This is a genomic window from Marinobacter sp. V032, assembly GCF_052645435.1.
Genome location: NZ_JBQXYE010000002.1, coordinates 337,921 through 350,523, shown reverse-complemented (window position 1 = coordinate 350,523; position 12,603 = coordinate 337,921). Strand labels below are relative to the sequence as shown.

General features: G+C 54.6%; 10 protein-coding genes. 6 read left to right on the top strand and 4 right to left on the bottom strand.

The window, feature by feature from the left end; genetic code table 11:
* Positions 1-45 precede the first annotated feature (45 nt).
* Positions 46-984: a chemotaxis protein CheV gene (locus ACUN9X_RS13150; RefSeq protein ID WP_260037568.1), complete on the bottom strand. Its 939-nt coding sequence runs from the start codon at positions 982-984 to the stop codon at positions 46-48.
* 263 nt (positions 985-1,247) lie between these two features.
* Here ACUN9X_RS13150 and flgA point away from each other — a divergent pair, with 263 nt between their 5' ends.
* The 3 genes from flgA to ACUN9X_RS13135 all read left to right on the top strand — a co-directional run bounded on the left by flgA (position 1,248) and on the right by ACUN9X_RS13135 (position 2,909).
* Positions 1,248-1,964, top strand: a complete 717-nt coding sequence (gene flgA, locus ACUN9X_RS13145; protein ID WP_445473375.1) for a flagellar basal body P-ring formation chaperone FlgA — start codon at positions 1,248-1,250, stop codon at positions 1,962-1,964.
* A 149-nt stretch (positions 1,965-2,113) separates the two neighbouring features.
* Positions 2,114-2,431, top strand: coding sequence for a flagellar biosynthesis anti-sigma factor FlgM (flgM, locus tag ACUN9X_RS13140; protein ID WP_260037571.1), 318 nt, complete (start codon positions 2,114-2,116; stop codon positions 2,429-2,431).
* A 7-nt stretch (positions 2,432-2,438) separates the two neighbouring features.
* A complete protein-coding gene (locus ACUN9X_RS13135; protein ID WP_445473374.1) occupies positions 2,439-2,909 on the top strand; it encodes a flagella synthesis protein FlgN in 471 nt (156 codons plus the stop codon).
* Between the two features lie 96 nt (positions 2,910-3,005).
* Here ACUN9X_RS13135 and ACUN9X_RS13130 read toward each other — a convergent pair whose 3' ends face one another.
* The gene (locus ACUN9X_RS13130) at positions 3,006-3,746 is read right to left on the bottom strand and encodes a pilus assembly protein PilB (RefSeq protein ID WP_260037575.1); all 741 of its coding nucleotides are present in this window, start codon (positions 3,744-3,746) and stop codon (positions 3,006-3,008) included.
* A 269-nt stretch (positions 3,747-4,015) separates the two neighbouring features.
* Here ACUN9X_RS13130 and ACUN9X_RS13125 point away from each other — a divergent pair, with 269 nt between their 5' ends.
* The 3 genes from ACUN9X_RS13125 (at position 4,016) to ACUN9X_RS13115 (ending at position 7,380) form a co-directional block, all read left to right on the top strand.
* On the top strand, positions 4,016-4,666 hold the full coding sequence (locus tag ACUN9X_RS13125) for a peptidylprolyl isomerase (RefSeq protein WP_445473373.1): 651 nt from the start codon (positions 4,016-4,018) through the stop codon (positions 4,664-4,666).
* Positions 4,667-4,674: 8 nt separating this feature from the next.
* A complete protein-coding gene (gene mnmC / locus ACUN9X_RS13120; RefSeq protein WP_445473372.1) occupies positions 4,675-6,594 on the top strand; it encodes an FAD-dependent 5-carboxymethylaminomethyl-2-thiouridine(34) oxidoreductase MnmC in 1,920 nt (639 codons plus the stop codon).
* A 153-nt stretch (positions 6,595-6,747) separates the two neighbouring features.
* A complete protein-coding gene (locus tag ACUN9X_RS13115; protein WP_445473371.1) occupies positions 6,748-7,380 on the top strand; it encodes a CBS domain-containing protein in 633 nt (210 codons plus the stop codon).
* A gap of 6 nt (positions 7,381-7,386) precedes the next feature.
* Here ACUN9X_RS13115 and ACUN9X_RS13110 read toward each other — a convergent pair whose 3' ends face one another.
* Positions 7,387-10,311: a hypothetical protein gene (locus ACUN9X_RS13110; RefSeq protein ID WP_445473370.1), complete on the bottom strand. Its 2,925-nt coding sequence runs from the start codon at positions 10,309-10,311 to the stop codon at positions 7,387-7,389.
* Positions 10,312-10,569: 258 nt separating this feature from the next.
* Complete coding sequence (ligA, locus tag ACUN9X_RS13105) at positions 10,570-12,588, bottom strand: NAD-dependent DNA ligase LigA (RefSeq protein WP_445473369.1); 2,019 nt, start codon at positions 12,586-12,588, stop codon at positions 10,570-10,572.
* Between the last annotated feature and the right edge of the window lie 15 nt (positions 12,589-12,603).

Genomic DNA, 12,603 nt, shown 5'->3' with positions numbered 1-12,603 from the left:
GGATCTCAGTTGTGGTGAAGACGTTCAAAGTATACGGCACGCGGTTCAGGCGGATCGCTGGTCGATGATTTCCATAATCCGTTCAGCCAGTTCATCGGGGCTGAATTTCGCCATGAAGTCGTCTGCCCCTACTTTCTGGACCATTGCCTTGTTAAACACACCGCTCAGTGACGTGTGAAGCAGGATATACAGCGACTTGAGATTCGCCACTTCCTTGCAACGGGTGACCAGCGTGTAGCCGTCCATTTCAGGCATTTCGACATCCGATATCATCATCGCGAGATGATCGGAAATATCCGAGCCATCTGCAACTAGCTCTTTGACGTAGTCCAGTGCCTGCTTGCCGTCATTACGCAAAACAACATCAAAACCGATGGCCCGTAGGCAGCGCTCCACCTGCCGTCTTGCGACAGATGAATCATCAACCACGAGGATCGGGCGGCTGACACTGCGATCGGTTGCGGCGCCTCGAGTGACGAGCTCTTCGCCCACGTCTTCACGCAACGGCGACACTTCGGAGAGAATCTTCTCTACATCGATGATTTCGATCAGTTGTTCTTCGATGCGTGCAACGGCAGTGAGGTATACGTCTTTACCTGCGCCTTTGGGCGGCGGACTGACATCTTCCCAGTTGAGGTTCACAATTCTGTCTACGCCGGCCACAAGAAAACCCTGCGTGCGGCGGTTGTATTCGGTAATGATGATAAAGCTGTCGGCAATCTGCTCAGCCGGGATGGCGCGCATGCCGATAGAGAGCCCAAGATCAATAATAGGCAAGGTTTCGCCTCGAATATGGGCCACCCCCCTAACTACCGCGTTGCTCTTTGGCAGTGATGACAATTTCGGGCACTGGAGGACTTCCTTTACCTTGAAAACGTTGATGCCGTATACCTGTCGCCCCATTAGGCGAAACAGCAACAACTCGAGGCGGTTCTGCCCCACCAGTTGCGTGCGTTGGTTAACACTGTCTAGAACACCGGCCATAACGTGGCTACCTGTTTGTTTCTGTCTCAATGGCGCTTACAACCCTCGACACGACAATCTGTGAGAAGTCCGATGGGTTGCCAGCACTGTCTGTTTACCTCGGATATCGCCTTTGCCTGGCGCCTTAAAATGTCCGGCACAGATATTGCGAGGTGACTACTCATTACTATCGGCAATCACGGGGAGATCTTTAGCGCTCCCATCCCGGTAATCGCCCAAAAAAGCGATGAATCTACTCGCAAGCATAGGACATACTTCGCAAAATGCGCATCATCATTTTACGACTGTTTACCTGTATCGCCCTGCTGTGCGCCAGCCTGTCGTCGGCAATGGCTGTCGAAAAAACGACGCCGGAGGTCATTCAGAAAGCAGCGCGTCAATTCCTTGACCGATTTACTGAAGACGCCCGTGCAAAAGGTCAGACGGTGACCTACACCCTGGGCACACTGGATTCACGCATTCGCCTTGCGCCCTGCCCGTCTGGTCCTGACATTTCGTTTTCCAGCGACCCGATGCGCTCAACTCAGCCAACGCTGGAGGTGCAATGCAATGACAAGCGTCCATGGCGCCTCTTTCTGTCGGCAACTGTCAGCATGCAGGGCGACGGCCTGATTGCCGCGCGCACGCTGACCCGCGGCGCACGCGTGACTGCAGACATGATCGAGGCCAAGCCGATTGTGCTCAACGATGTGCGCCGTGGCCCGATCACTGACCCGCAGACCCTTATTGGCATGGAAGTTCGGCGTTCCGTCAATGCCGGCACTGTATTTACAGCCGACATTGTGACCGAGCCGGATGCGGTCACCCGTGGCGATCATGTTATCATCGTGGCGCGCTCAGGCCCGGTTGAAGTGGAATCCAGGGGTAAAGCGCTGGCAAACGCGCATGTGGGCGAACAGGTTATGGTTGAGAATCTGCATTCATCCAGAACGCTCAGGGCCACTGTCACCGGCCCCGGTCGCGTCGAAGTGCTGATGTAGGCAATTCAGCAACAACTTGCCGATAAACGGCATAACATTGCCGCTTTGGAAATTTTTGAAAATTTATATTAAAGATTGTTGGGGCTCGGCCGATACGAAGATTAATCGGTTTACTACCCAGTAACTCATTAATCACTGCAGGTATCATTATGACAGTTGACTTTAATGGAATTGGCCAAGGCCAGGTCAACTCCAAAACCAGTGCAAACACAGGTAAAGCGGCTACTCCAGCCCCTGAAGCCCCGCAAGAACAAGCAAAGGCTCAGGCAACACGCTCGGACAGCGTCAGCCTGAGCAGCCAGGCGCGTGACCTCAAAAAACTCGAGGAACGTCTGGACAGCTACCCCGAAGTGGATGACGCCCGGGTTGAGCAAATCAAGGCCGCGCTTGCGGACGGTAGCTATAAGATTGATGCGGAACAACTGGCCCAGAAAATGCTAGATATGGATAACAGCATTTTCGGGTGAGTAAGTTATGGCCGCAATTAATGAATTAAAAGTACTACTCCAGAAAGACATCCAGCAGCTCCGGCACCTTACCGGGCTGCTGGATAAAGAAAGACAATCCCTCAAGTCTTCCGATATGCCAGCCCTCCAGGCGCTCACTCAGGAAAAGAACCAGATCCTGAATGACGTTCGCGAACGGGCGAAACGCAAAATCCACCTGCTTGTCGATATGGGCTATAACCCCAAAATGGGCGAGCCTTCGCGCTTTATCCGCAGCGCCGGCCTTACCGAACTGAATGAACTGTGGGTGTCCGCAGCGGGCCAACTCAAGTCGTGTCAGGAACAAAATGCGGTAAACGGCAGGATTGTCGGTAACCTTCAACTACGTCTGGGCAGGCTGACCGAGATATTCAGAGGTTGTGCTGATCAGGCCAAACTCTATGGTGCCAGCGGTCAATCGACTGCAATGAGCCACAAGACCGTACTTGCGAGCGCCTGACGCTTTTCCGGGGCTGGACAACACCGCTCAGTCCCGGCTTACATCACACTTCCCTTCTTGTTTCAGTTTCAAATTCGTTGCGCAGCGGCCTTTCGCTTAAGGACGGGCGTAGATGGTCATGCTGGACGACGGATCGAAACGGATATTGTGAAGACTCACATTGCCCATCGACGGCCCTTCACTGCCACTGACGCGGATGTTATCCATCTGAACAAGTTCAATGCGATCCGGCAGGGCCAACTTTAGCCCACCATCGGCGAGTAGTTCGTACCGGGGCGTGTCTGCGTTGTAGTGAACACCGGTGATCGTGAGCTCCGAATCAAGAAAGTTCAGGATCGGCACAAAGGTGTTGGCCACCAGCTTGAGGTTCTCGATTGCATCGACAGCCGCATCGTTGCCGGCTTTGGCTTCACCAGGCATCTGACGAACACGCTCTATGCGATCAATCAGTGAATCGGACCCCTGACCTGCAACCCCCGCCATATCGTCATCACTTAAAGGCGACATACCACCGTTTTCTGCAAACAGCTGCCCTGTCTCAGGCTTTGCCAGTACCGGCGTGGCTACAGTGGCTGCAAGCGACACCACAGGCTGCAGAGGCATAGCGAACATTGCGACCAGCGCTGCCGTGTTGCGATACCGGCTTTGATGCTTGAGGACACGCTGAAGGTCACGCTCTGTAAGCCAACCTGCTGCTATCAGGACCTCACCCAGCATGGCGCCAGAGGCACGTTGCTGAGCCAGTGCATCTTGCAGCACCGCTTCAGAGATATAGCCACGATTAACCAGTAAACGCCCCAACCGGGATTTTTCTTGTTTACCCTGATTTATTTTCACTTTGTTCCTCCAAGGTCGCTTGCATAGAGCTTCCCCAAGCATGGGTCCAACTAACCGGTCTGTACAGAAACTGATCGAGTCGTTCGGTAACACCCGGTGAGGTAACGCAAGCAGCCTGTAGCGCTGACAACAATTGGCGTGCTTTTGTAAGCCCTCAAGCGAAATCTGTGACATCCCTTAATGATTGATATGCTTTGCGCATCGGCTGGCAGAGAGAACTTTGCTAAACTCCCGCCTGACAACAATGATCACATCATGAGGTTTCACCATTGGCTAATCTATTTTTCAAAAACAGTGTTAAACCTTTTCGTCGTGTGACACTGGTCCTCGGAAGCGCCATTGTTGCTTTCGCATTGAACACCGCTTATGCCGCCACCCCTGCAGAACAGGCCATGCCTCAGGTCGAACTCCAAACGACGGAAGGCAATATTACGATTCAACTGCGCCCGGATATCGCCCCAAAGACTGTGGACAATTTCCTTGCTTACGTCCGCGACGGGTTTTATGAAGGTACTATCTTCCACCGTGTCATCCCCGGGTTCATGATTCAGGGGGGCGGATACCAGAAGACTCTGAACAAGAAGGAAACCAAGGCGCCAATCGCACTTGAAACCAGCAAGTCCGCTCGCAACCTGCGCGGTACGATCGCCATGGCCCGCACTAACGATCCTGACTCTGCAACGTCCCAGTTTTTCATAAACCTTGTCGATAGCCGGTCACTCGACGCTGGCGTTCGCGGCGCCGGCTATGCTGTTTTCGGCGACGTTACCGAAGGCATGGGCGTTGTTGATGCTATTGCCGGCATGCCGACAGCCAGTCGCGGATTCATGAACGACGTTCCGGTCACCCCCGTGATCATCCAATCAGCACGCGTTGTCGGTGGCGACGACCAGAAAACTGATGCACCTGCCGAAGACTGACATTCTTAATGACCGCCGCCACACCATCACCCTCCATTGAAACAGATACGATTCACTGGAGGGATGGCCACCCCGTTTCATCCCGCTTCGACGCCCCTTACTTCGTTCCGGATAATGGTCTCGAGGCAATTCGTAGCACCTACATCAACCTGAACGATCTCCCTGCCCGATTTAGCGCGCTGGCCCGGGGCGAGGCGTTTGTGGTGGCAGAATCGGGGTTCGGCACCGGCCTGAACTTTCTGGCGACCTGGCAGACCTGGCGAGCCAACGCACACCCCGAAGCCCAGCTCCATTTTGTTTCAGTTGAGCCTTATCCATTAACAAAGCAAGACCTGCAGCGGGCGCTCGAATGCTGGCCCGAGCTTGCCCAATATGCAGACCAACTGAAGGCACACTATCCGCCTGCGGTCCGCGGCGCGCACCGTTTGCTGTTTGATGGTGGCCGGGTTCGGCTCACGCTTTACTTTGGCTATCCCGTCGAGGGCTGGAATCAACTCCGCTTTATCGCAGACGCGTGGTTTATGGCCGGCTTTTCAGCCGGGAACGCGCCCGGTTTATTGACCAATAAGGCTGCCAAAGCGCTATCGGAGCACAGCCATGCCAGCACAACGCTTGCGACCCATGCGCCAAACAATGGGGTAAAACACACGCTGGAACGTGCCGGCTTCAGAATTTGTGAAACGCCCCGCTGTGAATCGACCCGGGATGCGCTTCTGTTCATCGCTGACCCTGCGCTCATTACCCGCCAGCCAACTGAATATCCGGTTGGGTCTGAAGCTGCTGCGGTGACGGTGATTGGTGCCGGAATAGCCGGCGCCTCAACAGCTCGCAATCTGGCAGACCGTGGCTATCGAGTGACAGTTTTGGCAAAAGGAGCACAACCTGCGGACGGCGCGTCGGGCAATCCTCAAGGTGCCCTCTACGTTAAACTGGGCGTGGATTTCGGCCCTGAAACCGAGCTTGCATTACGGGGCTTATTACACAGCCAAAGGGCGTACCGGGCACTATCCATTACCAGCAACCCTTCTGACGAAGAGGCATTCTGGTTTCCTACCGGCTTGCTGCAAATGGCAACTACACCAAGAGAAAGGGATCGGCAGGCGCGCTTTCTTGAGCGCAGCCAATACCCGGCCGGCATATTCCGCCCGGTGGGTTCCGAGGAGGCAACAACGCTGGCGGGAATTCCGGTCAATCACGAAGGCCTCTATTTTCCAGACAGCGGTTGGTTGATTCCCGCCAACCTGTGCCGCGCCCTGCTCAATCACCCGAATATCACCACGTGTTTCAACTCTGAGGTCACGGGTATTGTTCCGGAGACTTCTGGCTGGTGTATCCAAACCCGGGGCAATACCGACAGCTATGCGCCAAAACTTGTTGTTGCCGGTGGGCACGAGATCGCATCACTGCTACCCGGTGCAGGCCGCTATCGCTTCAAACCAATACGGGGACAGGTCACATCGATACCGGCGGATAAGCTACGCGCACCCCAACGAGTGGTCTGTGGCCATGGTTACGTGAATCCTGTTACCGGAGGACAGTCGCTGATCGGCGCCACCTTTGATCTCAAAAACCCGTCTCCGGCCCCTTCCACAGAATCCAATGAAGAAAACCTCTCGACGCTAGCGTCCTGGTTACCCGACCTAATCGATGCCAGTGCCATTGATACCGAAACGTTGCAGGGGCGCGTCAGCTTCCGCTGCACTACCCACGATTACCAGCCCGCTGTAGGAGCAGTCGACACCGAGAGCGCTGGCACAGATCACTCGAGCGCCTCACTGTTCGTGCTGACCGGGCTTGGCAGCAAAGGACTATCCTTTGCTCCGCTGCTGGCCGAATTGCTGAGCGACGTTATCACCGGACAACCGGAGTGCCTCGAACAGCGTTTGTCTTCTCGCCTTACGCTCGCCCGATGCCGGGTTCAGGACTGACAAGCTCAGGTCATATCGCGCCGCGTCTGCCTGAGGCGGGCCGCTGTTATCGCACTGTAACCATAAAACTGTTCAGTTTCCGCACTACTGGCCGATAATATAGTGGACTGGCCAAGATATTCCCTGCGCTGTAACCGATAGCGAGATACCACCATGTTCATTTTCGCGAGTGAGCCGGGACGCCCGACAGAGACCCGGGTGCCGGAAACCGTTAAAAACCGACAAATCGGTGCCGTAGACCAACTCAATGAGTCGAAAGCGGCCCACGCGAGCACTAACGAAGCGACCATTTCGGCCGAGGATTCGGCGCGTCGTTTTGCCCAGCAGCGGGCCCTTAGTGAATACGGGGAGCAAGCGCAGACTGATCCCGATCAGCAAAATGCATATTTGCCTGTATCAAGGATGGAAACAACATCCATCTACTCTGTAGACAAAACGGCCACGCTGGCGGAAGCATTGCAGGAAATGGATCGGCACGACATTAACCATCTGGTAGTGGTTGCCGACAACGTGGTTGCCGGCCTTATTGATCGCCGCTGGGTACTGTCATGGCTTCATCACAACAAAGCGGATGAAAATACCGTCAGCTTGTCAGTAATCGAGATGCCGTCATTTCTGACAGCGACCCCCGAAACCGATGCCCACCAACTGGCGCGCCTGATGTTGGCCCACCAGCGCGACAGCGCCCTGGTCATTGGCTACGACGGCAAGACTACGGGCATAGTGACCAGCACAGATTACCTTCGCCACTACGCCGAAAGCAGCGCTCAGCAAGGCGATGTCTGAACACTGTCAGTCAGTGTTCAGCCACTCCACATCGCCGTTGAGTATATAGACCCCATAGATGGTCTTGCCGCCCATTTGTTCAGACACCAACGCGTAACTTTCTGCGCTTTTGTAGGACGTCATCGCAATCACTTGAGTTGATTGCGGTGCCTGAGCACTGGAGACTACCTGATACCGGGCCACATCGGTAAGATCGGCGCGGGTGATCGGCGTTGGCTCCTGACTGGTTGCATCTTCCGGGATTTCCTCGGCGGGATCGAAAACGACAACCAGCTCACGCTTGATCCGCGTAAAGGCCAGGCCCCCGGTGTTGCCCGAGCTGTCCGGATCAGTGAACCAGCCATCAGTAACACCGCCAATAACATAATCCTGCGCGAACGCCGAACCGGAATCAAAGCGCAGACTGGCGCTATCCTGCCCGCTAAGCGTCAATGCCGAGTCATAGGAGCCATCCTGCCCATAAGTCAGGATAAAGCCACGATCCTGTGCCGTGTCGGCGCCGGTGTTCAACACAACATCACTATCGGCGTCGAAGCCGCTCATGTAGCTGTGACGCGCCGCGCCAATCATCCAGAAAGTGGAACCGACGGCATCAGCATCGTTAAATTTTTCGCTTTTAGCTGAACCGACCTGATGGATGTCCGGTTCGATATCTTCACTGCCTGTCGAACCAAAAAAGAAAATATCATCAGAGCCCAGCGGAGCGTCAAACCCGACCTTGCCGGCGGTATACCCGATACTGAAAGGCGTTGAGCCCTGCAGAGCAAGCGAGACCACGGTGTCGTCCCGAGTTGAGCCAACCTGCTTTGTCCAGGCCAGCGCGCCCGTCACAGCACCTTCCTGGGACGTCTGGGTATCAATCCGTTGAACATAGGCATCCACGCCACCGGCATTGGCTGCATTGTCATTCCACACGCCCTTGGTTTCACCGGAGAGAAATACACTTCCCGTCAGGTTAATGTCGATGTCTTTAACAGAATCATCACCTGCGCTGCCCACCTGGGTTGCCCAAATCTGGGTATATTGGGGTTCTCCCGCATCACGACGTAACAACACGACGCCGGTATCGCTTCCACCCAGGTTAGCCACACCTCCGGTAGAACCGGTCGTGTTGAATGCAATCGCGACCTCGTTTCGGAATGTTGGCGAATTCGCGATGGATACTTTGCGTTGACGGAATGCAATCTTCGGCATCGCAGGCGTGGTTGAGTTAGTGGCAATATCGACACTTTGTTCAAACGCACCAAAACGATCATAAATGTCGATCCGGGTGAAGTGCTTGCCCGCGCTGTCGACAAACTGACTGGCAATGAAGAGCCGGCCGGCATCGCCCACCGCAATATCATTGGGTGTCAGCCCCATATCATCACTGCCTGCAACCAGAAACTCCTTCTGCTCGTTGATCCAGAGCTTCAGTGTGCCGCCGACACCCGCGTAGAATTCGCGACCATCCTGAAAAAAGACGTCGGCGCTAACTGTGATCATTTCATCGTCATTGAAACGGCCATCTCCCGCGGGATCTTCAGACGGCGGGATGGGCGGCGCGCTATCATCGATCGCTTCTACGATGAAAGTGAGTTCATCAACACCATCGGGAAATACAAGTTCGGTAATTTCCTCTTTTTGACCTTCAACAATCTTTACAAACCGGAAATCAGCGTCAGACGCAGTAGCTGTTTCCGTATCGTTCCCCAATCGAACCTTATAAGTGCCGCCCAGTGGCGCATTATCATCATTGTCGTTGCTGTCTTCGTCTTCGTTTTCGTCCTCATCCTCGTCGTCTTCACTTTTTCCGCCACGATCCAGCTTGGCGATGTAGGTGCCGATACTGCCCTCGTTCAATGCTGAGGACGTCAGCTCATTGCTGGTAAAGAACGACACCTGCGGTGCGTTGTCGGCGATCAGCACATCTTCGGTAATCCCTTTCCCGTTGTCTCCCAACTCAACCAGACCCTGACGCACTTCTTTCAGCTCAACAGCAAAGCTTTCTGAAGGCTCTGAAAAGTTATCATCAACGACTTCAAGCCGAATAAAGCACTCGGTAATACCACGATCCAGCGTAATGACGCCTGACCGGTCATCAATCACCTGGATGTAATCCGGAACAGGCAGCGGCGACGGGCCAGACTCGCCGCTCATATTGCCCACCAATACGACATCCTGATCGATCTGAGCCAAAGAACGGTTGGCCACGGAGAACTCGCAGGCCTTGTTTGGCGCTACAGCATTGCCGTCGCACCGGCTGGGGTCATAATCGGATTTGATTTCAAAGGCAATTTTGGTGGTTTGGACAGAAGGCTGATCAAGCAGCACCTTTATCAGCACGGAACGCGTGTCTACCTCGGCGTCAGCTGTGGCGTTAAAGGAACCGTCTTCGTTATAGGTGTTGTAGGTAAATCTGTGGCGCCCCTTGCCCATTTTGGGCATCGCGCAGATTTCACCCTCCCCGGCACCCTCAACGGTTTCAGATACTTTGCCTTCCTGCAGTCTTGCAGCCGAAAGCGAGGCCTGATTACCGATAATCTCGATATCAAAGGGCTGCACACCGAGACGCTGGCCATCAGTTGTGGTGAGATTCACGCTCTTTGCATTGCCAAGGTCGGCGCTGCCACGACCGCCGCCTGTGACGCCAGGCACACCGCGCATAATGATGCCCTGGCGCGCTTTGTTGCTGGTGTCTTCAAGACCGAGCCAGGGAGGCGCATTGGTTAGTGAGTAGCCGAGAATGGCGTCACCGCCATAGGCTCCGAAATTGTAGTAATACTCCACCCCCAGGTAGGCGGTACGGGGTGGCGTGCCAATAACGGTTGGTTGATCGGGTGATTTTTCGCTTTTACATCCTGCAAGGCTAAGCAGCATCAGGGCATATAGCGCAAGTTTCCTGAAACTGAAGAGTGTGCCTTTAACTCGGACACGCGCCAGGCGGGTCATACAACCAGACCGTAAGATCATGTTGGCTCGCATGCAAAAATCCATTTTTCGGGAATTGTTGTTGTCTATACCAACCTGCGACCCGGTCTCGGGCGCCCCAAGGACCGCTAACCGAAATGAGCAAACAACATCTCGGCGCAAATCTGTTTACAGGTGGTTACATACCGACACCATGGTAATGAATTTCCACGGCGGGCAATCTGCTCGAGTTCTCAGAATGGAGGGGTGTTCAGGCAAGAAAAGGGGCGAAGCCGCCCCTTAGCCAGTCTGCTCATCAAGAAAGGTGCTAAATTCAGCTTCGGTCATCACCGGCACACCAAGGTTTTCCGCTTTTGTCAGCTTTGAACCGGCCGCTTCACCGGCCACTACGTAGTGGGTTTTTTTGGAGACACTGCCTGACACTTTGGCCCCAAGTGCCTCAAGCTTCGCTTTGGCTTCATCGCGGGTCATGTCATTGAGCGTTCCGGTCAGCACAAAGGTCTTTCCGGCAAGCGTTTTCTCGATACGGGATACGTCGATAGGCTCCCAGCAAACACCAGAACCCCGAAGTGCTTCGATGATCTCCTGATTATGAGGCTGTTCGAAGAAATACTTTATGTGGGCGGCCACAATGGGGCCTACATCCGGGACTTCCGTCAGTGCTGTTTCGTCCGCGTCCATAATCGGCTGAAGGTCACCAAAATAGTTCGCCAATGCTTTGGCAGTGGCTTCCCCCACCTCGCGAATACCCAGTGCGTAAATGAATCTCCATAGTTCAGTTTGCTTTGAGGTTTCAATTGCATCTATCAGATTCTGCGCCGATTTTTCCCCCATTCTATCGAGAGATTGTAAATCATCAGACTTCAACCGATAGAGATCAGCCACCGTTTTGACCAGCCCACGCTCGACAAATATATCGATCCATTTGTCACCCAACCCTTCGATGTCGAGTGCACGCCGGGAGCCATAATGACGTATGGCCTCCCGCTGCTGCGCGCCGCAGTACAGTCCGCCAGTGCAACGGGCCACGGCTTCACCTTCAAGCTGAATCACTTCTGAATCGCACACAGGGCAGCGAGTCGGACGCACAACCTCTACGGCGTTTTCAGGCCTTTTCTCGGGCACCACTTTCACTACTTTGGGAATGACATCCCCGGCCCGGCGGATAAACACGGTATCGCCCACATGCAGGTCAAGCCGCTCAATTTCGTCCATGTTGTGGAGCGTTGCGTTGCTGACGGTTACTCCGCCAACAAACACCGGCTTGAGACGCGCCACAGGTGTGACAGCGCCAGTTCGACCGACCTGAAACTCAACGGCTTCAACTACCGTCATTTCTTCCTGTGCAGGAAACTTCTGGGCAATCGCCCAGCGAGGTGCACGGGATACAAATCCAAGCTGCCGCTGCAATGCCAGATCATTCACCTTGAACACGATGCCATCAATTTCATACGGCAGACTGTCACGCTGTTCCATCAAGTCTTCGTAGGCTTCGAGACAGGCCTCTACGCCAACTGAACGACGCATTTGCGGATTGATACGAAACCCCCAGCCCCTGAGCAGTTGCAAGCAATCCCAGTGGTTGTCTGGCAGTATTGCCGGATCTTCTACCGCAACGCTGTAGGTGCATAGCTCAAGGGGCCGCCTGGCCGTTACACGGGCGTCCTTCTGGCGCAGACTGCCAGCAGCGGCGTTGCGCGGGTTCACGAACACCTTTTCACCACGATCTGTCAGATCCTGGTTGAGCCTCGCAAACCCCGCTTTTGGCATATAGACCTCGCCGCGTACTTCAAGCTCTGACGGGTACCCTGTACCCCGCAGCTTTAATGGCACAGACGGAATGGTCCGGATATTCGCAGTGATGTCCTCGCCCCGGTATCCATCGCCCCGTGTAGCTGCACGGACCAATTCGCCGTCTTCATAATGCAGACTGACGGCGAGACCATCGAGTTTGGGTTCAGACACGTATTCAATTGCAGCATCGCTTCCCAGCCGTCCGGTGACACGACCGTCGAAATCCCGCAGTTCGTCTGCAGTGAAAGCATTGTCGAGTGACAACATGGGGATCTTGTGGACAATTTCGGCAAAGGTGTTGGACGGCGAAGCGCCGACGCGCTGTGTTGGGGAGGCAGACGAAACCAGTTCGGGATTTTCGGCTTCCAGAGACTGAAGCTCCCGCATCAGACGGTCGTAGACAGCATCAGGCACCTGGGGCTCATCCAGCACGTAATAGCGATAGTTGTGCTCGTCAATTTCCTTGCGCAACTCATCAATACGTTGGGTGACTGAATCTGCCATATCGGTCGCTCTACC

Excerpts from the sequence above, each read along its gene's own strand:
- ACUN9X_RS13150 (WP_260037568.1), bottom strand. The coding sequence starts at position 984 with ATGGCCGGTGTTCTAGACAGTGTTAACCAACGCACGCAACTGGTGGGG.
- flgA (WP_445473375.1), top strand. The coding sequence starts at position 1,248 with ATGCGCATCATCATTTTACGACTGTTTACCTGTATCGCCCTGCTGTGC.
- flgM (WP_260037571.1), top strand. The coding sequence starts at position 2,114 with ATGACAGTTGACTTTAATGGAATTGGCCAAGGCCAGGTCAACTCCAAA.
- ACUN9X_RS13135 (WP_445473374.1), top strand. The coding sequence starts at position 2,439 with ATGGCCGCAATTAATGAATTAAAAGTACTACTCCAGAAAGACATCCAG.
- mnmC (WP_445473372.1), top strand. The coding sequence starts at position 4,675 with ATGACCGCCGCCACACCATCACCCTCCATTGAAACAGATACGATTCAC.
- ACUN9X_RS13115 (WP_445473371.1), top strand. The coding sequence starts at position 6,748 with ATGTTCATTTTCGCGAGTGAGCCGGGACGCCCGACAGAGACCCGGGTG.
- ACUN9X_RS13110 (WP_445473370.1), bottom strand. The coding sequence starts at position 10,311 with ATGACCCGCCTGGCGCGTGTCCGAGTTAAAGGCACACTCTTCAGTTTC.
- ligA (WP_445473369.1), bottom strand. The coding sequence starts at position 12,588 with ATGGCAGATTCAGTCACCCAACGTATTGATGAGTTGCGCAAGGAAATT.